Raw genomic sequence first — 22976 nt, 5'->3', positions numbered from 1 at the left:
AATGAAAACACATATCTATCCAGCTATCAAGATTACCGTGGCGCTCTTGGTACTTCTCGCTGTCATTTATCCAGCTGTTGTCTGGGCGATCGCACAGCTGGCACCCAATCATGGAAAAGGGGCGGTTATAAGCTATCATAATCAGAATTATTATAAAAATATCGGTCAGTCTTTTACCGACGAAACCTATTTCTGGTCCCGACCATCAGCCGTGGCATACAATGCTGCAGGATCGGGGGGAAGCAACAAGGGCCCTTCCAATCCTGAATACCTGACAGAGGTAAAAGCACGTATTGATACCTTTTTGAAAAAAAATCCGGAGGTATCAAAAGCGCAGGTCCCTGTAGACCTTGTCACAGCAAGCGGTAGTGGACTGGATCCCGATATATCCGTGGCAGCAGCAAAAGTACAGGTGGCGCGTATAGCCAAAGCAAGAGCCATAGATGCAAATAGTGTACAGTCCTTAGTGGATGCACATGTGCAAAAGCCACTTTGGGGTATGTTCGGGCCAGAAAAAATAAATGTACTTGAATTGAATATTGCCTTGGATCAGATGACTGAAAAATAAATGCAAAAAGTCTGGCGATACGAAGATCATAAAAGACGATAAAATAATTAAATAGATGAAGAAAATAATCCTGTTGACCTGCCTTATGTTCGGGTCGACGATATCCATATTTGCCCAGGAAGATACAACAAAAAATAAGACAGTTTCATTCAGTGGGTATGTTGAGGCCTATTATATGCGTGATTTTAATAATCCAATTGCCAACACACGCCCTGCTTTTGTTTACAGCCACAACAGAAATAATGAAGTAAATATTAATATGGCATTGTTAAAAGCAACTTATGGTACTGAAAATACGCGAGCTAATGTCGCCTTGGCAACAGGTACCTACATGAACGCCAATTACGCGGCTGAGCCGGGCGTATTAAAGAACATTTATGAGGCCAATGTCGGTGTACGCATTTCAAAAAAACACAATTTATGGATCGATGCCGGTATTTTTTCCTCCCATTTGGGATTCGAAAGTGCCATCGGAAAAGATAACTGGACATTGACAAGGAGTCTTTTTGCCGATAATTCGCCATATTTTGAAACAGGCGCGAAAATATCATACACGTCCGCATCAGGGAAATTATTTCTTAGCGGGCTTGTGCTAAACGGTTGGCAACGTATACAGCGAGTCGATGGCAATAGTTTGCCTGCCTTTGGACATCAGCTTGTCTATAAGCCAACCGATAATTTAACCATCAACAGTGGATCTTTTATTGGTAGTGACAAAGCCGATAGTGTCAGACAGATGCGCTATTTTCATAATTTATATGCCATTTATCAGCTCAATAGACAGTTTGGCTTTACAGTCGGTTTTGACATTGGGGCAGAGCAAAAGGAAAAAGGAAGCGGCAGCTATAATGTATGGTATACTCCGGTGCTGATTGCCCGTTATATAGGTTCGGATAAATTTAGTCTTACCGCTAGGGGCGAATATTATCAGGATAAAAAAGGAGTCATTATTTCTACTGAAGCGAAAAATGGTTTCCAGACATTGGGCTATTCACTCAATGCTGATTATTCCATCCTCCCGAATGTACTTTGGCGGATGGAATTACGTAATCTGACAAATAAGGACGCAATTTTCCTCGACCGGAAAAATAATCTGGTAAAAAATAGCACAACTGCCGTGATGGCGCTTGCTGTTAGTTTTTAATTAAAAACAAACCTTGCTGTTGTACGTTGATTCAACAGCAAGGTTAGCGAAATGACACGCAAAAAATGGAAGAAAGAAAAAACGCGGAACATTTTCTGGATCTGATCAAGAAATCCAGACGGGGTAGATTCAAACTCTATATCGGTATGAGTGCCGGTGTGGGGAAAACCTATCGTATGTTGCAGGATGCGCATAACCTACTGCATAGCGGGATTGACGTACGCATTGGTTACATCGAAACACATAATCGAAAGGAGACACACGAGTTGCTGGAGGGAATTCCATTTATTGCAAGGCGCAACCTTTTCTACAAGGGAAAACAATTGGAGGAACTCGATGTAAATGCTGTGCTGAACATTCATCCCGAAGTGGTCATTATTGATGAACTGGCACATACAAATATTGAGGGAAGTAAAAACACGAAACGTTGGCAGGACGTTCTTGAGATTCTCGATGCTGGTATAAATGTAATCAGTGCTGTCAATATTCAACACATTGAGAGCCTAAATGAGGAGGTAAAGGCGATTACGGGAGTGGAAGTGAAAGAGCGTGTACCGGATAGCGTGGTGGATTCGGCTGATGAGGTTGTCAATATAGACCTTACTGCGGAAGAACTTATCACCCGTTTAAAGGAAGGTAAAATCTACGAGTCTTCAAAAATTCAGGCGGCATTACAGAATTTCTTCAAGAGCGAGCATATTCTTCAGTTGCGGGAAATGGCATTAAAGGAAGTGGCCTCGCAGGTGCAGCGTAAAGTAGAAATAGAAGTCCAGCCACAGCGATGGGTACGCAAAGAACGCTTCCTTGCCTGTATCAGTTCCAACGAAATCAAAGCTAAAAATGTAATCCGAAAGACCGCTCGTCTGGCTGGTTATTATAACAGTAGCTGGCTGGTATTGTATGTTCAGGTGCCTGCAGAACGCGCTGATAGGATAGCTCTCAACAAGCAGCGGCATTTAATCAATAATTTTAAATTGGCAACAGAATTGGGCGGAGAAATTGTAAAGATTGAAGCTCGTAGTGTCGCAGATGAAATATTAACCTTATGTGAACAGCGACATATTACGACGGTGTGTATCGGAAAACCCAGACTGTCCCTGTTTAGAATTCTACTGTCAACCGACACATTCCGTAGACTTTTGGCGCAATTGTCAAAGAAGGATATTGACCTCATTATATTGTCTTAAAATAATGATATATAGTGTATATGATATCATGAATATAAGTTAATTGACAAACAACGATGAAAATAAAAACGAAACTTACTTTTGGAGTAGGCTCCCTGTTTCTCATGATTTTCCTGCTTGCTACATTGAGCGGTTGGTATGTGTATAGGTTAAAGAAAGATACCGGAAATATATTGAAAGCCAATTATAATACATTGCTTTACGCAAAGAATATGCTATTGGCGCTGGAGGATGTCCCCAAAAAAAACGATGCGCTTTCTAGTTTTGAAAACAATCTGAATCAGCAACGGAAGAATGTTACTGAACCTGGAGAACAACAGACCACGGACGCTATTGTTAAGCATTTTGGGCAGCTTAAAAGTAATCCGCAGAATATGATGGTCATATCGACGATCAGGAAGGATATCACTCAGCTGATGCAGCAAAATATGGGGGCTATTTCAGATAAAAGCCTTGTAGCGGATCGTACTGCTGAACAGGCTATCCTGATCATTTCATTTGCCGGGGCACTTTGTTTTATTATTGCTTTTATATTGCTTGTCAATCTGCCATCTAATATTGCTGATCCAATTGCTAAACTGACGGGGAGTATTAGACAGATTGCGGGTCAGAACTATAAGGAACGCTTGCATCTACAGAGCACGGGAGAATTTGGGGAATTGGTCAGGTCTTTCAACACAATGGCAGAAAAACTTGAGGAGTATTCGGAAAGTAAGCTGGAAAAGATCTTAAAAGAGAAGAAACGCATTGAGGCCCTGATTGACAACATGCATGATCCCGTTATTGGAATTGATGAACATGGACAGGTTATTTTCGCAAACGAAGAAGCGATCAATATCACAACCTTGAAAAAGGAGCAGCTGGTCGGAAGGTTTGCGCCGCTCGTTGCCAATGAAAATGATCTGATAAGGGATATTTTTAAAGATCTTGCACTTCCGCCGGATAAACGGGAAAAACGCCCCATTAAAATTTATGCAAATGAAAGGGAAAGCTATTTTGAAAAGGATATTATAGATATCAATGTATTACCGACGGGCGAAGCTAATCCAACGTTTATCGGCCAGGTGGTGATCTTAAAAAATATCACTACTTTCAAAGAACTTGACCTGGCAAAGACAAATTTTATTGGTACGGTTTCGCATGAATTTAAAACGCCCATCGCTGCGATTCAAATGGGAATCCAGCTATTGGAAAATGAACAGATCGGGCATCTCAACCCTGAACAGGTCGGACTGCTCAAAGGGATAAAAGATGATTCTGACCGCTTGCTTAAGATCACCGGGGAACTACTGAACATGACTCAAGTGGAGAGTGGCGCTATTCAGATCAGTTTACATACAACTGATGTAAGGCCTATTATTGACTATGCCGTGATGGCAAATCAGTTTGCGGCAGATCAAAAGCGGGTAAAATTTGTTTTGGAAATAGATCCCACCATAAATACGGTTGTAGCGGACAATGAAAAAACAGCTTGGGTATTGACAAATTTTCTATCCAATGCCGTACGCTATTCCTATGAAGATGCCAGTATTCAGATCCGCGTTGAAAAAATTGAATCGGCGATCCGGTTTTCGGTCACCGACCATGGACAAGGTATTGAACCTAAATACTTAGACAAGATCTTCGAACGTTATTTTCGTGTTCCGGGATCCAAAAAGGGGGGAACTGGGCTGGGGTTGAGTATCAGTAAAGAATTTATTGAGGCGCAGGGTGGTGTAATAGGGGTAAAGAGTGAATACGGTGCAGGAAGTTCGTTTTACTTTTTATTGAGAGCACGCGGTTCAAATAATCCATAACGAATAGTATGGGGAATTTTCAATAAAAAGGCTTCATTATACGGATTGACTTACCAGCTGTAGTTTTATTGTCTGTAAAATGATTTCAAAGACAAATTTGATAAAGCAAATACGGAGTATTAGGTAGTGCCCGGAAACTACCTGTAATACTCCGTATGCGTTAAAGATCGGCTATTAGTTATTGACCAGTGCCATGGCGCCATCACTATAACGTGCACCTACGTTCGGGTATTTCCGGAGTATATCTTCGATGGTATTTAAATCCGAATCAGACAATTGTACATCGATGGCGCCTGCATTTTCTTCCAGGTACTTTCTTTTTTTTGTCCCCGGAATCGGAATAATGTCATTTCCCTGAGCGAGTACCCAAGCCAGTGCCAATTGTATCGGTGAGCATTGTTTATCTTGGGCCAATAATGCAAACTCAGCGATTAATCGCGCATTATTCACTGCATGTTCGCCCTGATTGCGGGGAAGTGTTCTTCTAAAATCATCTGCTGACAGACTATCTAAATTTAAGGTGTTGGAAAATAAACCTCGGGCCAATGGCGAATAAGGAACCAAGCTAATACCCAGATTACGTACAGTCTGCAGAATTTCTTTTTCCACATCGCGTGTTAGTAGAGAATACTCACTCTGTAGCGCTGCAATAGGATGGACGGCATTGGCTTTGATAATCGAAGCCGGTGATGCTTCGCTTAGTCCCAGGTACCTCACTTTGCCTTCCTTTACTAATTCCGCCATTGCACCCACAGTATCTTCGATAGGTACGTTCGGGTCTACCCGATGAGCATAATACAAGTCTATGGTATCGATGCGAAGGCGTCTTAGGCTATTTTCTACAGCTATCTTTATCCAAGCTGGCGAACCGTCAAAGTAAGTATTTGCAGTACCGCTCGGCCCAGCGGTTCCATCTTTAAAGCGAAAGCCAAATTTGGTCGCAATAAATACTTTATCCCGATTGGGAACGAGAACTTTTGAAATTAATTCTTCGTTGGCGCCATTACCGTACATGTCCGCTGTATCCCAGAAATTTACACCGAGATCCAATGCTTTTTCAAGCGTGGCGATACTCTCTTTTTCGTCAGTGGGTCCATAGGCAAAACTCATTCCCATACAACCCAATCCAATAGCAGATAACTGTTCGTTTGTTGTTCCAAGATTTCTATATTTCATGACTGTTATATTTTGTTCAATACAAAAGTAATGAAGGTATCCCGTGCCTTACTTAAGACAATCAAACAGATAATTATACTATTCAAACAGTTGTTGTCCGCAATTGGTTTGGTGACATTCCAGTATGTTTTCTGAAAAAATTTGTAAAGTAAGAGGGGTATTCAAAGCCTAAACTATAGGCAATATCCGAGATATTCCAATTTGTATGTAAAAGCAACGCCCGGGCTTCCTGGGCAATACGGCCGGCGATATGTGCACTAGTCGTTTTACCTGTTGTTTCCTTAACCGAACGGTTGAGGTGATTGATATGTACTGAAAGAGCGTGGGCATAATCGCCCGGACTTTTCAATTGCAGACCTGTATGAACTGTATTCACTGGAAACTGGCGTTCTAAAAGTTCCAAAAAAAGGCTGGATACCCGGGTAGATGCGTTGGTATATGAACCAAATTCCTGAGCAGGGTTCGATTTCATTGTTTCATGGATCAATAAATGCAGATAGCTGCGCAGGATATCATCTTTATGGGCATAGTCTGAATTCATCTCCGACATCATTTTTTTGAAAATTGTTGAGATTTCATCCAGTTGTTCCGCATTTGGAAAGTAAATAGGGTTGCTCCCTATTTTGAAAAGAGGAGAATCCTTTAAACTCTCTATGCGTTCACTATGCTGGATAAACTCTTCTGTAAAGACGCAATACCATCCAGATTGTGCTGCTGACTCCGGTTCCCAAGCGTAAGGTACGACCGGATTGGCAAACAACATGGCAGGGCGGTCGATCTGTATCCATTTATCAGCGTAATATAATTTGCCGCGGCCTATAATCAGTGATGTTTTATAAAAATCACGACGATTATAGGGGGAGACCAACGTACAGGATTCTCTGCTAAATACATTGAAATGCCCTATACCTGTATTATTGAGCGGTAAATCTAAGTTTGCAAAGCCCGGTTGCCTTTTGTAGAAATCTGTTACGCTTTCAGCTGAGTTCATAGTACTAAATTATAAAATTCGTTTTACAATCCATGGTCATTTACAGTTCAATTTTTTACTCCGTATGGATGATAATTCCTTTGTATCTCAGATAAGTATGGAGATAGACGGCCACACTTACCGTTACCCCCCAATACAGTTTCAATTTTATTGTTTACCATTTATCTTTTTTTGTATTATTGTACAGCTAGAGGATCTTTTGTTAGGTCAACACATCTACTATCACGGGGTAAGTGTTCTAGTTTGATTAAGAGAGGGGTAACGATCCTTATTGCCCCAGCATTTTCTCGAGATCGAAGATACTTTGGAATGTTAACATCTTTTTCTGAAAACAAATGAGGGCCAACAGCAAGCTACCATGATTAAAATATACCATAATAAACAATGTAGCAAGAGCTGCGCAGCGCTGGATTTTTTGCAACAGCATAGCATAGATCTGGAGGTACAAGAGTATCTCGAAGAAGTGCCCAGTAAAGCGGAGCTCATTGAAATATTGTCACAACTCGGACTTAAGCCATTAGCGCTTATTCGAAAGAACGAAGCCTTATTTCTCGAGAAATTTCGACATCTTCAATTGACAGATGAGGAGTGGGTTGAGGTGATGCTGCAAAATCCAATATTGATTGAACGGCCTATCGTTATTAAAGACGGTAAAGCGGTTATCGGACGTCCATTGGATAGCGTCATCGACCTCTTTACATCACGCTCCTTTTAATGGCCTAATAATTGTGCAATTCGTCCTATGAAACATGTGCTAAATATACTTGCAGCGATACTGGATATCTTCAAATTATTTACATAGTTGAAATATCGTTATCCATCTTTTCCAAAAGAGCCGAAATATACTGCCCTTTTTAATGAAATGTATTTTTGAGTCTACAGTGCCGCTGCTTTTGATTAGTCCATTCCGTTTAAATGTAAGTACTTTTTTAAAAACGGAAGGTGTAATTAGATCTTTTAATACAGTTATTCCTGTTTTCCTCTTCATCGACTTAACTTCGATAATGATTCTATTTATTCCATTTATCTTCAATCAAATATAAAGTATTCGACTACAAATATAGTGGAACTTCAAACTAATATGGATTTCAAGATAAAAAGTAAATATTTATTTCCAGATTTACAGCAGTAAATTGAAATCTTAAGCTCATAAAGGTGATAATGAGTAGTTAAACTCACTGTGGGAGTCTTTTGGGGCTGCGATAAAATTTAAATAGGAATCATTAGCTAAAAATAATATTATAAAACTATGTTTAAATTTTTCAAAGAATTATTGAGTGCAGCCAAAGAGGGAGTAAAAGAAGCGCGGGAGGAACTCGCACAGGAAGCGGAATTGGATAAAGCCAAAAAACAGCAAATTAACAGTAAGGATATGTTGAAAGATATTTCTTATGAAGAGCAATTTGGTACGGCATTGGGAGCGGCATTCCGCGTTATCGTCTTTGGCGATTGGTTTACCGTATTTGGCAGTGCTGGGGACGATAGAACTTATCCGGTTCATCTCTATCAGTTCGGGACTTATCCTAAACAGGCAGAGTACCGTGACGAACTGGCGAAACTATTGAACAGAGACTTCGCTATTGCAGATACCGAAAGCTGCCTGCAGCTATTAGCGGCATATTTTAACTTGCTCGGAATTAAGACAGGGGGGACCGTCCTGGAGGGGCGGGAAAATCAAATCGACAGCGAAAACTGGGATATTGGCAAACCTGGTGTGGATGCACTTGTCATTACTGTTAGCAGTCATATCACGACTGCTGCAACTGATGTAGGGTATCTGCCAAAATCAGCCGCTTTGGATATACTGAAAAACCTTTCTTCTTACGCAAGATTGCATTTTAAAGATTGGCACTCATTCTCCGAAAAATTTTTAGAAGGAGAACATTATGTTGGGCTGAACAATAAAATCGGGAAATCTTATTTGAAAAGATATATTGGCTATTTAAGGGAAAAAATAGGCAGCCCTTGGAATAATATAGATTGGAACACTCAGTCAGTCCAAGATCGTGTGCTGTCGGCTATTGCTTGGACATTTCAGGCCAAATCGTATCAGAGTTCCCAGGAATTTGATGCCGATGTTGCGGCGTATCAACGTGATATTTTAGCTGATCAGGCGCAATGGGACGCCAATGAAATTGTGGTGGATGCTCCCGAAATAGAGCTGTGTTATATGTGTTGGATCAAGGATATGGAAGATTTGAATCCAAATGAAACACTATTGGATGATGAAGAAGAGGCTTTTGATGAGGACAACGAAGACAGCGGATACTACCAAGTGGAGATCTGTGCCCGCTTACGCGCATCCAATGAGAAGAATTTTACCGCACTGGATCTATTGTATCAAATGGAGAAACAATTGATAGGCAAGGAATTGGGCGATCACATATTCTTTGAAGGGCTTGACCGTGTCAAGAATCACCCAGGCGATACGCCCTTGTATTATATCAGCTTTGGAAGCTAGTCTTTTTATATCGAGAAACGGAAGCGGGTATCATCCAAAACGGAAGCTTTGATCTCGTTTATTACCCGTTGGCCATGGAATTCAGCGTATTGATTTAAATTTGGTAATTTTGCGCTGCTAATTAATTACCTTATTATATATTTAGGCGTTTTTTTGATGTCCGGAGAGAAACACAAATGTCGTTTAACAAGAGAAGAATGTATTTATACCTTATATTTTTGGTCGGTTTAGTACTATTTATTGTACTATTTAGCTTGATTTTCAGGAAGTATACTGCTGGATTTAAACCTGAAAATAATCAGATCAGTTATGAAGCTTCAGCTGATTTAGTGGGCGAAGAGATCAGAAAGATTTCGTCCCGTCCTTTCCTGTTTGGCATGGAAGATAATCTTGTCAGCGATGAAGATTTCTATTTTGATGATATAAACTTTTATGCTATCGATAATAAACAACAAAGAAAGGCGGTTTTCCCGCTGACGGATATAATCGAACTGAGTAAGACTTCGATAACAATCACCAATGATAGGGTCTGGCAAGTCGTTATTCAGAAGGCTGACGATCACAAGATAGTATTTAAATTTACCCATAACTATACCCTATGGAATAAAGATTTCTATAAATTTTATAAGAAAATAGAGGAAGTAAATCCTGCTGCGGTAAAATCAAAATGGAGTCTCTGGACAATGTAAGCAAGATCAGGTATCACGAAAACAAGGATGCGTTGAGAATTGTTATATCGGGTAAAAAGTCATGAATAAAGTATTATCAGCGATTCTGATCTCAGCAGCACTCATCGGACAGACCGCGTGTCAGTCCCCGTCAGACCAGGATAGAAATATGCGAGATAACTCAGCTGATCTGGAATCAGCAGAAAAAGCAGTCTCTTTTGACGATGGCCGTTTGGTAAAGCATATGGAAATAAAGTCAGGACATACTGATACTATTTTTATTTTCGTTCATCGAGCAGATTCTGTTCGGGTAAAAATCAAAACTCCCTCAGATACGGCTAATATTCGGATTAGCCAGCTATTTTCTCCAAATGGAACAGCCGACGGACCTTTTGGGAAAGAATTGACCCATCGTTTTATTGATAGCGGACAATACTATATTACTGTCAATGAAAATAGGATGGTTGGCAATCGGTATACAGGTCCCTACGAAGTGGAGATTATTCCAAATTGAGAACGGCCTTATCATTTTGATAAGGCCGTTTCTTTTTTATATCTTTTTAAATAAAATTATCTTTCTGTATATCAGGTTATTAACCTCTTTTTTGTTGTTTTGGAATATTGTTTGGTTCATCCCGTGTACAGTGAAACCTGTAGACATAAAAAACGATACAATGGATGTAAGAAAAAAAATGGATGAAGGACAGACAGTGGATTTTATTGCCGCTGTAATCCCTGAGTTGAATCTAAGATTAAGAAAATCCGAACTTAAAGGAGACTACAAAAATATTATAAAATTGATCTCACAGTTTGCAGAAGATGTCATTTATGCCAAGGATTGGCATCGTTTTGAATGGATTATGCAAGTCATGGCTTATGTGCATGATCGGGGAACCTCCGAACTTCAGTTTGTGATAAACGGATTACTTCCAAACACCTTCTCCAGAGTAAAAAAAGCATGCAACTCGATTGAATGGAATTACCTTGAAGCCCGCTTGCCACTTTCAATACAACGGCTTGTTTTGCCCGAAGGTACCTATGATAAAGAAAAAAACAAGCATGCTGAATATCGTCCCTATGAAAACAACTGATGTATTAATTCGGCAGACTATTCCGGCCGACTGTAAATATGCGGTTCGGATCTCCCAGGAAATGGAAGCTTCAGCGCGTGCGCGCGGTATCGGAATTGGACGAAGAAGTCCCGCGTCTATCGCTCATAAAATGTTGGAAGGAAATGCCGTTATCGCTTTGACCAAAGCTGGAGAATGGATTGGTTACATTTATCTGGAGGTGTATGGACATGCAAGTTTTGTTTCTCATTGTGGCTTGATTGTAGCTCCAGACTGGCGCAGACTTGGCATCGCAACCCAAATGAAGGAGTGTATATTTTGGTTAACACGGGAAAAGTATCCAGAGGCAAAGATATTTGGCATCACAACGACATTGGCGACTATGCGAATCAATTCAAAACTCGGGATGCGGCCGGTAACTTTCTCAGAAATAACACAGGATGCATCATTTTGGCGTAAATGTGAGCAATGTGTGAATTATCAGAATTTAAAAAATACAGGATTTAGAAACTGCTATTGTACGGCGATGATGTTTGAACCGGATATAGCATTAAACGCAAGTAAATGATGAATATAAAACAGGCTCAGGAAATAATTGTTTCGGTAATACCATCGGTTCAAACGGAAATCTTGCGACCCGAAAATGTTGGAAATCCACTTACAATAATCAGGATTCTTACCGCTTATATTGAAAAAATGATCGCACAGGCGTGCGAAGATGAGCTGGGAAAGGCGCTGCATCTGATGGAATATATGCACGAAAAAGGAGAGTGGAGGCTTCAAAATGCGGTGGAAAATATATTTGTTTTTTCATTGGACAGTATTTTGAATGCCTGTCCCGAATCGCGCCGAGGTCAAGTGACCGGCAAGATTCCTATCGGAATTTATACGGCCTATGTCAATCAGATATATAGATCAGGCAGCTAGGCCTGATCTATATGGTCCAAACAAGATAAGAGGATTATAATCACTTAGCAGCAAATGGGCCTAATCTATCAGCACAATTCTCCCATTTATAGATTTCCAATATGCCTGCTGCAATAATTTATCTATTGAATTATTGACAATTATATCAATTTGAGCGCCAGTCTTTGAAAAGCCAAAGGCTCTTGCGGCGGCACGTACAAGATCCTCCCGCAATAGACTGAGGTTGGTATCCATGATCTCGATGAGCGCAATCTCTATTTCTTGGGGAGCAATATCTTCTATTGCCCGTTTTTCCAGACTATTGTCTCTATAGTGGGTCAGGTCGGTAGCCAATTGCCCCTGATCCCAATAAAAACTTTGATGTGAAATTTCCTCCCTTATATCCGGTAACTTTTTTATAAGCTCACTTAGATATTGGGTAAGTTTTCCGGAGGATCTTGGGAGTTCCCATAGGCGTAGTACTTTGCGAAACAGATGATTTTGACCAATTGGAGATTCTGTACGGATGATTTTCAGGATCTGATTGCTCAATGTTGCGCGATGTGTTGCATCATAAATTGATTCCGCACTAGCTGTTGCCATTGAACTGACATTGGCACTTAGATAGGGTTTCATTTTACTTGAAACAATCGCATCATCGGATATCACTGAAATATTTGCCTTTGGTTGTGGTTGTGAGGCGTCAATGATGATAGGCTCTTGTATCTTCGCGTCATTCATGATACGTTGCATTACCACTTGGATGTCAGCCAGTATTTTTTCTCTGTTTTTTATCCAGTCTAAGGTCCAGATGCGATAAATATTCCATCCTAAGGATTGTAGAACCTCGGGAATAAGCAACTCTCTGTCATTTGTCGTTTTTGTATTGAAATAGTTTTTTCCATCGACCAAAATTCCCAAAATATACTGTTGCGTATGCATAGGATCAACAATACCAATATCAACACGGTAGCCAGAGGTTCCGATATTTGTTTTTACTTTTATTCCATTTCGATCTAAATGGCCGGCAATAGACTGGATGAGCGTATGTTTTTCTTTATCTGGTGCAACAGTTTCTGTTGTTTGCAATATACCTCTTTCCGCAAAGTTCAAAAAGGCTTTCAGTCCTTGCACACCGGCCGAACTGGTACGGCTTAAATCGATCTGGTCCCCCTTTAGCGAAGAGAAGACACGCATTTGATATCGGGCCCGGGTTACTGCGACATTTAGTCTTCGCCAGCCACCCTCACGATTCAATGGACCGAAATTCATGGAAACTTTCCCTTCTTCATCTGGACCATAGCCAATTGAAAATAAAATGAAATCACGTTCGTCACCTTGAACATTCTCCAGGTTTTTAATGAAAATGGGTTCCTCTCCCTGCAGTGCGGTTTCCTCTAAAGTAGGATATTCGGAAAATAAAAGCTGTAGCAAATCTTCTATTAGATTCTGCTGTGTTTGACTAAATGTAACCACACCTAATGAACGATGGGGATGATGTTCCAAATGATGTTTTATGTATTGAATAACAGCTTCAGCTTCGTTCTGATTTGTTCTTGTTTTCCCTTTGTCATAATGGCCGTTTATAAATTGATAACTTACCTTCCTGTCCTGATCGTCATGAGAAGGAAATGTCAGCAATTTGTTTTCATAAAAGTTGGAGTTACTGAAAGAAATCAGACTTTCATGTTTACTGCGGTAATGCCGCAGCAGGTATTTGGACGGAATGGACAAGGCAAGGGTATCATCAAGGATACTCTCGAGATCCTCCAATTCCAGATTGTCTTCATCGACTTTGTTACTGGCAAAGAAACTAGTTGGCGGCATTTGTTTGGGATCCCCGACAATAATGGCCTGCTTTGCCCGCGCAAGAGCACTGATTGCCTCAGATGTCGGTAATTGTGAAGCCTCATCAAAAATAACAAGATCAAAATGATCGGTATTTACGTCGAAATATTGGGCGACCGAAATTGGACTCATCAACATACAGGGTTTTAACCGCGGAAGTAAAGTCGATATTTGGTCAAATAAACGGCGGATACTGACCCCACGCCCCCGGTTACGGATGGCTCGTTGCAAAATACCGATTTCTGAACTATGGACCGCTTCCTGGGAGAGACTCGGAATTTTGTTGCTTAGCTCCAAAATCAATTGATCCCGAACCAGTCGGGTAAATTCTTGATAAAGTGCCTTATACTGTACGATCTGAGCTTCATATACAGCTGCGTCAAAACCATTTAGAATAGTGGACTGATCCAACGATTTTATGAAGTAATTGAGATGCAATACACTTTCCATATCTCTGCTTAATTCATTTTTATCAATCTTGTTTGATTCAAGGAGGTCAATCAGCCAGGATAATCCAAGTTTTATTCCCTGATCTTTATAATAATTGTACCTGATCCAGTCTTCAAGGCTATCTAAATGTAGTTTTATCTGGTTTAATTCTTCGACGTCCGGAATATATGTTAAGAATGTCGAAATTTCCTGATGTTTATCCGCATACTGCAGTAGGGTGAGGATAGTGGCAGGGATCCTCAGCTTTAAGTCTACAGCCGTGAGGATGTTGGTGAGCCAGGATTGGAAATTTTCAAATTTGAGATATTGCGCCAGACGATTTAGTTCTTCCAGTTCATTCAGGTTCTGTAATAATGTGTTTAAGTCAAACTGGTTACCGACAAGATAATAGCTCGTCGCTTCGTTTATGGTATTAAACTGCGGCTCGCTTAAATTCTTCGTAAAGAGATCAAAGGAATTTTTTTGATTAAAGAATTGATCAACTTGTTGTTCGGAGTTGATTTTATTTGTGGCAAAGCCATTTAAAAAGTTTTTTACTTTGCGCTGTTTCAGCCACTTGAACAGAAACCAGGAATGCTTTGACTGATTCCAGACAGATTCAATAGGGTTACAGTCTGTGGTGAATATTCGGTTGCCAAAACCTGTGGTAAGCACTTCTTTTAATGCTTGCTTTTGGGTTTGCAATTCAATCCAGTGATCAAGTAAATTCTTTTGACGTGGGTCAAAATGCACATTCACGAGGGTCTGATGCGCTTGAAAATGAGCTGTTTTTTCGAGAAGTGAGCATAGAGAAGCTTTGTTTACGATCCAATTGTCCGACAGGTTCAGCTGCAGATCCGATTGGGCTTTGGTCACATGAATAGATGCCTGAACGTAATCGTCGATAGATTTTTCGATCTGATTTTTATGGGCAAAGTTCTGATCTTTCAACGGGATCAAACGCAACGGGTGCGTGTCAATAGCGGGCAAATTAGCTGTTAATTGTCCAAAGGGGATTGCCCAGTCCTGCCAGTCATTCCAGGTCTTTTTATCGATAACATCCAGTTGCAAAGGTAGCAGCCATGCTGTGTTGATTGCAATATGGTTGCTGTCTAGATAAGAGACAGAATCATACAGGCTCCATCCTACTGCGAAGGGCTGATGCAGGGCGTCTACGTAGCGACTTAATGCCGCTTTGCGCTGATCGATACGCTGGGCTTCTTCCTGAAAATCAATATGACTTTGATATTTGGGGGTTTCCAGGCTCTGCTCCAGTTGCCTTAGCACATCTGATTTTTTGGATTTATTGGAGTGTAACTCCAAACAAAAGGAGCCCAGTCCAATTTTTTCCAACCGGCGATGGACCACATCCAGTGCCGCCTTTTTAGCAGCCACAAAAAGTACCTTTTTGTCATTCGCCAAAGCATCTGCGATAATATTGGTAATGGTCTGGGATTTACCCGTACCGGGAGGTCCATGTAAAACAAAGCTTTTATTTGCGTTCGAGTGCCGGACAGCTTCCAATTGCGAATTATCGGTTGGTATCGGTAATGTTAACCGCGAAGATGGCATCAGTTCCAGATTTTCCGAATCGCCGCTGATATCCAGCATTTCTGAAAGCCTCCCGTCAATCAAGCTCTTTACAATCTTACTTTTTTCAATTTCTTCAGCATATCTGGATAAATCTTGCCATAAAATCAATTTGTTAAAAGAAAAGTTCCCTAAAACAACCTGTTCCAGGATATCCCAACCTTCCAGATTTAAAATAGACTTTCTTAAAATGGCGAGTACTTTCTGCACATCTACTCCCGATTCATCCATCGGTAGTGTCTCCAATGTACTGAGATTAAGTTTGAATTCCTGCTTGAGATATTCCAATAAGGTAATATTGATCATAGCCTCTTCCTCACGGCTTCGGAGTGTAAATTTCGTGTTAACGGATCGACGGGATAATTCTACCGGAATCAATAGGATAGGAGCGAGTCTGGCCTGCTGCTTGGTTTTGGGTTCAAACCATTTCAATAGACCGACACCCAGATACAATGTACTTTTCCCGTTTTCTTCTTCGGCTAATTTCGCATTACGGTACAAGTGTGTTAAAATGATATCCAGGTCATCCTGATGGTAATGGGTCAGCAGGCGGTTGTAGCGAAATGCGTCATCTGCGAGTTTAAATAATGGCTCGGAGAAGTGTAAAGGTGCTGAATATAGATTATAACGGCGTAAGAGCTGTTGATTGTTATTGGGGTGAATTGACAGTGATTTCCCATTCGAAAGGTGATCTTCCAGATGGTCTATTTTCAGATCCACGATCTGCAGCATGCTTTTGGTGAACCGTAGATTTAATAGATTATTTCTGAGGGAGAGATCGAGCAACTTCCTTTCCCATATTTTTTGTTTGGTTAGCTCTTTAGCGTCACTAAGAGCTAGGTCCAGCTTGTTGTCATCTAGCGTAAAATGATCGATAGCCTGTTGTTTAGGTAGGCTTGAAGAGTTCTTTATACCTGCATTGTCCAGCTCTTCTTTTCCCGTAAAAGGTAAGGGAAGAATACCATGTGAACGGGCATGTTTGATATCAAGAGATAAGATAAAATTGTTTGCATGCAAGAGCTGTGTTTCGGCGTTGTTCATTGCCTCGCGCATGGTATACGCATTTCCACGGCACAGATGAGTAGACTCAATTAAAGCAATATCATCAATCCCATGAGCGATCCGTTTTGAAATAGCGGCCTGATCATAGTTGATTACCGTCTCTAACCGTTGGTCACTGAGCCAGACACCAATAAATGCATGACCATGCGTAACAATAAGAATCGGATTCAGATCGATCGCTTCCAGGCAGGCCGCAAATAATAGAGAAATATCAATACAGTTTCCGAATTTGGTTTCATAAATCTGATCGACCAAACGAATCCGCTGACCTTCAGTTTCGAAGCTCGGGGGCATGGCACTGTAGGTAATATTGATATTTAAAATTGCTTGGTATATCGCCGTTACTTCCTGTAGGACACGCTCCTTGTTATTGGATTGATAGCCCAAAAAGGCCGGCTTTAATCTATTTTTTTCAAGAATCTTGACCGCCTCTGCTTTAATTGTATAAATTATATGGTGATTGGGTAACACATAGGACGCTAACAACTCCGGATATTTACTTAATCCGCCAAAATAATCCATGGGTAACACCTTTACGGCAAACTTTTGCTGATGTAATATTTCATTTTTAGAAGAGATAGTACAAGTAATGGTGTCCATATCTTTCTCCACGAGATTCCGGATATATGGAATATTGTAGTCGAAAGCTAAATTTTCCAGCGTTACTGGAATTCCCTCCGAAAATTTATCCATATAAAATGCATAAGGGCTGAACAGCCCTATTTCAGAAGTCATCTCAATTTTAATGTGCTCGATATCTCTCGTGACCGCAGTGATTTTAATTTTTTCCACCAGGGACAGGCTATGGAAACAGAAGCTATAATTAAAGTGGGAAGCCTTCTCTATTGCAACTTGAAAACACGCATTAGTTTCGATCATTTTAAAAAAATATATTACTTTAAAGATATTGAAAATTTATTTACTCCCAATTGCTTTATGCACGAATTCGAAATGTTGTTTTAAATGTAATTTTTGGCAAAAAAGATAAAAGGAGCATGCCCCTGCAACTTTTGGTGCGTCATCTCTACCCACAAATTCATCGGTTGAGATACAGGCAATCTTCGAGATTGATTAAGCAGAAGCGCTATGTAGGCATTCTTGTCAGTCAAAAAGGTTCAAAAGGAGATATTGTTCTTTGTAAGATAAATAAAAAATGCCAATGTGATAAACATTGGCATTACCTTTACGTCCTATAAAGTTTCAGGGATGTTATTCAACTTCACCTTTATATTTGACTGTACCATCGACATATAAATCTGATTTTTTTGCATCATATTTGTAAATATCCTTTTGGTACAGGTTGTCTTCCGTTTTATCCAAAATAATGGTTGTTTTATTGTCATCTGGCAAAAATAGCTCCATTTTCGATTTATCATCGTTTACGACAACAAAAGCACTGATGACAGCATCCCCCTCTTTGGTATCAACAGGATTTAGTCGCATTCCGACATTGAACACCTGAATACATCCCTGCTTAACCTCACTCCAGGTTTGACCTGCACCTACAAGACACCCATGTTCATCTTTATCTCCGCCAATAGATGGCGTTTCTTCTTTGGCCTTCTCTTCTGTGTTCTCAGTAGATTTTGATTGCTGTGTATTGTTACATCCGGCAAATAGGATCACACTCAGTGCTAGAATCGCTATTTTTTTCATTTGAATCGGTTTTTCTATGTGTTCTGATTCTGCTGTGCAATAAATATACCATATTTTTCAAATTGTACTTTTTATCTAAAAAAATTAAACGTTGCATAAATATTGTCATAGGGCAAGTTAATTTAGTACGCTGTTTATTAATATTGTCTTTCAATTGATAGGTTGCTATTCACTTGCGACGATCAGATCTGCTGGACGCAGCAGACGATCGGAATATTAAATAGGAAAGACAATGATCAATAGATAGAATGTATTTAACCTAAAAATATAAAATATGGAAGCTGCAGACTCAAACAGAAATACCCTAGTCTCGGTTGTTTTGGTGGAAAGGCCGATTGAAGATGTCTGGGAACATTGGACCGGTGCCGGATCCATAAAACAGTGGAACATTCCATTTGATGATTGGCATTGTCCAGTAGTGACAAACGATTTCAGGGAAGGAGGGCATTTTAATTTTCGAATGGAGCGAATGGAAGACGGAGAGGGCTTTGACTATCGCGGCGTGTATGACCGAATTATCCCATTCGAATATATTGAAAGTACCAGTGCAGGGAGAAACTGCATTGTCGAATTTCAGGCAATAGATAACAATACAATTCTAAGGGAAACATTTGAACCGGATACAAAAACTCCTTTAGACCTTCAACAAAAATTCACAGACTCTGTTCTGGTCAAATTTAAGAAATTTATGGAAAGCAGATAAATTTTCCTCCTAAATAAGCCAAACTAATTAATATTGAATTATGGATATATTGAGCAATCATTCAGGCTATTCTCCAGCCAATGGAATAAAACTATATTATGAGATCTATGGAACAGGAAAACCGCTGATACTTATTCACGGTGGCGGTTCTTCTGGTTTTTTTGATTTTGAGGAAACCGTGAAACGGCTACAGAATCAGTACCAATTGATTCTGTTGGATATGCAGAATCACGGAAAATCGGCACATAGAAGAGTTCCCGAAACATTTGAGCAGGATGCAAAGGACATTGTAGCAGTATTGGATCATCTCGCCATAGCTAAAGCTTCATTTTTTGGTTTCAGTAATGGTGCGACCACTATTTTGAAACTCGCTTCTCTTTTTCCAGATCGGGTAGACCGATTGATCGCAGCTTCCGGTAATACAAAAAGGGCGGGTTTGTTAGATGGTTTTTTTGAGGGGATGTCGGCTTCAACGATCGAGGTGATGCCGCCATCGCTGAAAGAAAACTTTTTGAAATTAAATCCGGATCCCGAAGATTTTAGAAATATGTATGAAAAAGACAGCCAACGAATGATAAATTTTCGCGATTTTGAAGCCGGAGCTTTAGAAAATATATCATGTCCGGTATTTCTGATCGGAGGGGATCAGGATGTGGTGAAGGGAGAGCATTTAGCTGAAATGCAAAAACAGATCCCAGATGCCCGTCTCATGATCTTACCCGCCAACCATGGAAACTATATGATGAAAGATTTCAACGGTCAGACTGATGAAGGATTAATTGATTTTACCATTTTTCAGGTTCGAAAATTCCTGGAGGCCTAATAGCACTCTTTTGTGGCGGTGATGTATACATTAACGATCCGATTTTAGGACAGGTGATTGCTACACTTAATGGCGCATACTTCGTTCCAGACTTCGTATACGTTGTTTATTTTTTCCATCTACACGTGAAGCAACCGCCCAAATAGCAGCTGGTAACCAGCCCAAAATAGTGAGCTGAAGGATTAAACAGATAATTCCACTGAAAATTTTTCCTCTTAAAAAGAAGGATAACCAAGGTAGTAACACTGCGATCAAGATCATAACAATTGATTTATAAAAGAGTAATATCTTATGTTAAAATAATCTACGTTTATCTGGCTATAGATAGCTTAGATGTTCAAAGCAAAAATCGACAATAATAAGAAAGAAAGCAAATAAGAATGGTGAAAAATTGCTGCTACTTGCTTCAATATGAATGCTGTTACCAACATCGCCACTGTCGGCGTACTGAATCATTATTTGGCAAATTGATAAAAATGTTAAGAAATCTTAAAGTTTTCTGTTTCCAATCTTCTTTTGAAAATTTAGTTGAGGAGTGGCACCAATGTTGATGTTCCCCTGTCGAATATTTTTAGATGCAGTTTACAATCGAATAAATGACGGAACAAATGAAAGATAGCAAAAACATAATTGAGATTTTGGACAATAAATATAAGGCTTATTTAGAAGATGAAGGAAAATGGCTCAATGAAGGGTTCAGAAATATTTTTACCGAAGGTGAAGCCAACAGAGAAAATCTAAAAACACCAGTTTACCTGATGTTGCCCGAAGAAATTAGGGAATATGTGGATCAATTGTTATTAGATCATTTAAGTTAACAGGGAGGAGGCTAATTTACAGCAGGTTTTTCTAAATATTTAAGGTATCCTTCTTCCTTTCGGGGTTTGACGGGATTCCTTATTCCGAATCTTTTAATAGTTTGATAAATCTGCTGTTTTTCTTTTCTGCTCAGTACATTCAGCATAGTCAGCATCTCTTTGCCTTGCGTGGTTTCTAGTTCGAGTCTCGTTCCCGTCCAGATACTCGCTGTTATCCGGATATTGACAATTTGCACAAATGGAACAAAAACCAATAAATCCAAGTCCGTTATAGCCTTTTTTAATACCGGGCTACCACACATTCGCTTGAAATAAAAACCATGTATATCTGTTTTCGCTCGAATGGTCCTCTTCTTGTTTTTCAAAACCCAAAAACCGGTAAGAATACAGATAAGTTTCAATGGAATCGCTACCATGGAATATAACAAAGAGGAAATATCGATGCCTAATGGTGCTAGACCAATGAACACTAAAATAACGGCGATAGTGGCACTTTTCCTTTTTGGTCGATAATAAATCTTTTCAGACTGAACCTCATTAACCATAAGCTCTTTATCATTTTTGATAAATATAAAGGTGTAAAGTACTCCATGTATGCTGCTTTTACAATTCGTCCGAAAAGATTTTATATATGATCATACATCAAATTGTGTTAAACTGATTGCTGATCACGTCATTATGAACAAATGAAATTTTATCCGTCGATTGAAGAATGCAACACGACTGAACTCCTCCCATCTTCGTTTAATGACTTTAATCAGCGATGGTAACATACTGGACTGTCTGACATCTCAAATCTGGAGGATGAGGCGAATTTCTTTTACGAGTATTTTTGCCCGTATAAATCAAAATATTTACTAAAATGAATTATCAAATTAAAAAAGCTAGCCTCGAAGACCTGGAACAGACTGCAGAACTGTTTAACCTCTACCGGATTTTTTATCGCCAGGAATCGGATCTGGAAAAAGGGAAGGTCTTTTTAAAAGAACGGTTTCTGAATAGCGAATCGGATATTTTTCTAGCGATGGTGGACGGTAAAGCGGTAGGATTTGTACAATTATATAAACTGTTTCATTACACCAAATTGGAAATGCAATGGCTGCTGAGCGACCTGTTTGTTCATCAGGACTATCGTGGTAAAGGACTCTCTGTCGCACTGATAGACCGAAGTAAACAATGGTGTACGGAAACCGGTGCCTGTGGTTTGATGCTAGAAACGGAAAAAACAAACGATATCGGCAATACGCTATATCCACGTTGCGGATTTGAATACGACGGAGCCCACAACTATTATCATTGGTGGAGTAAGAAGTAAACTATATTTTGTCTAGTCCTTAGAATCATCTGATTATCTGGACTAGACCTTCTTTATGAATTTACAATTAAGCTAGTATTTGATGCCGGTGATGATTGAGGTGGGTTACATAATCTGCCATCAAAAACGCCAATGTTAGATCATTACATTTTCGTGCTGTCAGATCTCTCGCAATCAGCGTCCTGAATAGAAATAAAAGCTGCTTGTTGAGCGATAACCATAAGTCTGTGAGTTGTTTAGTCTCTGACTGCTGATAATTTGCGTTTTCGCAAAAGTCATCCTGTGCATAAAAAATCTGCGGGTTTTCTTCAGATTGTGCTCTTATAAACCGGAGATAGTTTGTCATGGCGCTATCGATCAAGTGTCCTAAAATTTCCTTCTTGCTCCATTTTCCCGGAACTGACTTTTCATTAAATGCGACTGTATTAATGGCCGAAAGTTCGGCTGGAAAAGTATCAATGAGAACTTCAAATTCATGTATAAAATCGTTCATTTTTATTGAATATTAATATAATGCTAGTTTTATGTTATGTGATTACATGGCTTGTCACTTTTTCAAAAAAAATAATATTTTGTTTGAAATTTGATAAAAAAATTACCGCAAGTTGTATTTAGAGATAAGCTGTTATCGCTAATTTATAAATAAAAATTTACGAACAGAAATCAATTTGTTCTTACTTCCATTTCATGGTTTGGATTAATCGCATCCCTTTCTTCGGATAACGATCAATTTTTAAAACCAGTTTGCACGGATTGTAAATAATA

General features: G+C 39.7%; 22 protein-coding genes. 15 read left to right on the top strand and 7 right to left on the bottom strand.

Going from position 1 to position 22976, the window contains the following annotated elements; all coding sequences use genetic code 11:
* The first annotated feature begins 1 nt into the window (after position 1).
* From DCO56_RS02350 to DCO56_RS02335, 4 genes are all read left to right on the top strand, one after another.
* Entirely contained in the window at positions 2-568 is a 567-nt protein-coding gene (locus DCO56_RS02350; protein WP_108632142.1) for a K(+)-transporting ATPase subunit C, read from the top strand.
* Positions 569-623: 55 nt separating this feature from the next.
* The gene (locus tag DCO56_RS02345) at positions 624-1712 is read left to right on the top strand and encodes a porin (RefSeq protein WP_108632141.1); all 1089 of its coding nucleotides are present in this window, start codon (positions 624-626) and stop codon (positions 1710-1712) included.
* Positions 1713-1777: 65 nt separating this feature from the next.
* On the top strand, positions 1778-2899 hold the full coding sequence (locus DCO56_RS02340; protein ID WP_108632140.1) for a histidine kinase: 1122 nt from the start codon (positions 1778-1780) through the stop codon (positions 2897-2899).
* Between the two features lie 56 nt (positions 2900-2955).
* Entirely contained in the window at positions 2956-4695 is a 1740-nt protein-coding gene (locus DCO56_RS02335; RefSeq protein ID WP_108632139.1) for a HAMP domain-containing sensor histidine kinase, read from the top strand.
* 174 nt (positions 4696-4869) lie between these two features.
* Here DCO56_RS02335 and DCO56_RS02330 read toward each other — a convergent pair whose 3' ends face one another.
* Together DCO56_RS02330 and DCO56_RS02325 are read right to left on the bottom strand one after the other, a co-directional pair.
* The gene (locus tag DCO56_RS02330; RefSeq protein ID WP_108632138.1) at positions 4870-5871 is read right to left on the bottom strand and encodes an aldo/keto reductase; all 1002 of its coding nucleotides are present in this window, start codon (positions 5869-5871) and stop codon (positions 4870-4872) included.
* 82 nt (positions 5872-5953) lie between these two features.
* Entirely contained in the window at positions 5954-6862 is a 909-nt protein-coding gene (locus tag DCO56_RS02325) for a helix-turn-helix domain-containing protein (protein WP_108632137.1), read from the bottom strand.
* Positions 6863-7220: 358 nt separating this feature from the next.
* On the opposite strand from DCO56_RS02325, the gene arsC reads away from it, so the two are divergent.
* The 7 genes from arsC (at position 7221) to DCO56_RS02285 (ending at position 11988) form a co-directional block, all read left to right on the top strand.
* Positions 7221-7577, top strand: coding sequence for an arsenate reductase (glutaredoxin) (gene arsC / locus DCO56_RS02320; protein ID WP_108632136.1), 357 nt, complete (start codon positions 7221-7223; stop codon positions 7575-7577).
* 534 nt (positions 7578-8111) lie between these two features.
* On the top strand, positions 8112-9323 hold the full coding sequence (locus DCO56_RS02310) for a DUF1266 domain-containing protein (RefSeq protein ID WP_108632134.1): 1212 nt from the start codon (positions 8112-8114) through the stop codon (positions 9321-9323).
* 197 nt (positions 9324-9520) lie between these two features.
* Positions 9521-10012 (top strand): hypothetical protein, encoded by a 492-nt coding sequence (locus DCO56_RS02305; RefSeq protein WP_108632133.1) that lies wholly within the window; start codon positions 9521-9523, stop codon positions 10010-10012.
* Positions 10013-10073: 61 nt separating this feature from the next.
* Positions 10074-10505 carry a hypothetical protein gene (locus tag DCO56_RS02300; protein WP_108632132.1) on the top strand — a complete coding sequence of 144 codons (432 nt, stop codon included), beginning with the start codon at positions 10074-10076 and terminating at the stop codon, positions 10503-10505.
* A 160-nt stretch (positions 10506-10665) separates the two neighbouring features.
* Entirely contained in the window at positions 10666-11082 is a 417-nt protein-coding gene (locus DCO56_RS02295; protein WP_146190960.1) for a hypothetical protein, read from the top strand.
* Positions 11069-11629, top strand: a complete 561-nt coding sequence (locus tag DCO56_RS02290) for a GNAT family N-acetyltransferase (RefSeq protein ID WP_108632911.1) — start codon at positions 11069-11071, stop codon at positions 11627-11629. The genes DCO56_RS02295 and DCO56_RS02290 overlap by 14 nt, the downstream gene beginning before the upstream one ends.
* Positions 11626-11988 (top strand): DUF7674 family protein, encoded by a 363-nt coding sequence (locus tag DCO56_RS02285; protein WP_146190959.1) that lies wholly within the window; start codon positions 11626-11628, stop codon positions 11986-11988. The genes DCO56_RS02290 and DCO56_RS02285 overlap by 4 nt, the downstream gene beginning before the upstream one ends.
* Before the next feature lie 60 nt (positions 11989-12048).
* On the opposite strand, the gene DCO56_RS02280 is transcribed toward DCO56_RS02285, so the two are convergent.
* The gene (locus tag DCO56_RS02280) at positions 12049-17688 is read right to left on the bottom strand and encodes a DUF3320 domain-containing protein (RefSeq protein ID WP_219929290.1); all 5640 of its coding nucleotides are present in this window, start codon (positions 17686-17688) and stop codon (positions 12049-12051) included.
* Positions 17689-18105: 417 nt separating this feature from the next.
* Positions 18106-18552 (bottom strand): hypothetical protein, encoded by a 447-nt coding sequence (locus tag DCO56_RS02275; RefSeq protein WP_108632128.1) that lies wholly within the window; start codon positions 18550-18552, stop codon positions 18106-18108.
* 274 nt (positions 18553-18826) lie between these two features.
* On the opposite strand from DCO56_RS02275, the gene DCO56_RS02270 reads away from it, so the two are divergent.
* Complete coding sequence (locus DCO56_RS02270) at positions 18827-19255, top strand: SRPBCC domain-containing protein (protein ID WP_108632127.1); 429 nt, start codon at positions 18827-18829, stop codon at positions 19253-19255.
* A 40-nt stretch (positions 19256-19295) separates the two neighbouring features.
* Positions 19296-20078, top strand: a complete 783-nt coding sequence (locus DCO56_RS02265) for an alpha/beta fold hydrolase (RefSeq protein ID WP_181390434.1) — start codon at positions 19296-19298, stop codon at positions 20076-20078.
* A 66-nt stretch (positions 20079-20144) separates the two neighbouring features.
* On the opposite strand, the gene DCO56_RS02260 is transcribed toward DCO56_RS02265, so the two are convergent.
* A complete protein-coding gene (locus DCO56_RS02260; protein WP_108632126.1) occupies positions 20145-20339 on the bottom strand; it encodes a YqaE/Pmp3 family membrane protein in 195 nt (64 codons plus the stop codon).
* Between the two features lie 347 nt (positions 20340-20686).
* Between DCO56_RS02260 and DCO56_RS02255 the strand changes: the two genes are divergently transcribed.
* The gene (locus DCO56_RS02255) at positions 20687-20896 is read left to right on the top strand and encodes a hypothetical protein (protein ID WP_146190958.1); all 210 of its coding nucleotides are present in this window, start codon (positions 20687-20689) and stop codon (positions 20894-20896) included.
* 11 nt (positions 20897-20907) lie between these two features.
* Here DCO56_RS02255 and DCO56_RS02250 read toward each other — a convergent pair whose 3' ends face one another.
* Positions 20908-21441, bottom strand: coding sequence for a hypothetical protein (locus tag DCO56_RS02250; RefSeq protein WP_108632124.1), 534 nt, complete (start codon positions 21439-21441; stop codon positions 20908-20910).
* A 317-nt stretch (positions 21442-21758) separates the two neighbouring features.
* Between DCO56_RS02250 and DCO56_RS02245 the strand changes: the two genes are divergently transcribed.
* The gene (locus tag DCO56_RS02245) at positions 21759-22211 is read left to right on the top strand and encodes a GNAT family N-acetyltransferase (protein ID WP_108632123.1); all 453 of its coding nucleotides are present in this window, start codon (positions 21759-21761) and stop codon (positions 22209-22211) included.
* Between the two features lie 67 nt (positions 22212-22278).
* Here DCO56_RS02245 and DCO56_RS02240 read toward each other — a convergent pair whose 3' ends face one another.
* Entirely contained in the window at positions 22279-22704 is a 426-nt protein-coding gene (locus tag DCO56_RS02240) for a DinB family protein (protein WP_108632122.1), read from the bottom strand.
* Positions 22705-22976 lie beyond the last annotated feature (272 nt).

Origin of the sequence: Sphingobacterium athyrii, from assembly GCF_003071065.1 — a bacterium.
Taxonomy (GTDB): Bacteria; Bacteroidota; Bacteroidia; order Sphingobacteriales; family Sphingobacteriaceae; genus Sphingobacterium; species Sphingobacterium athyrii.
This window is presented reverse-complemented; position numbering and strand designations above follow the sequence as displayed.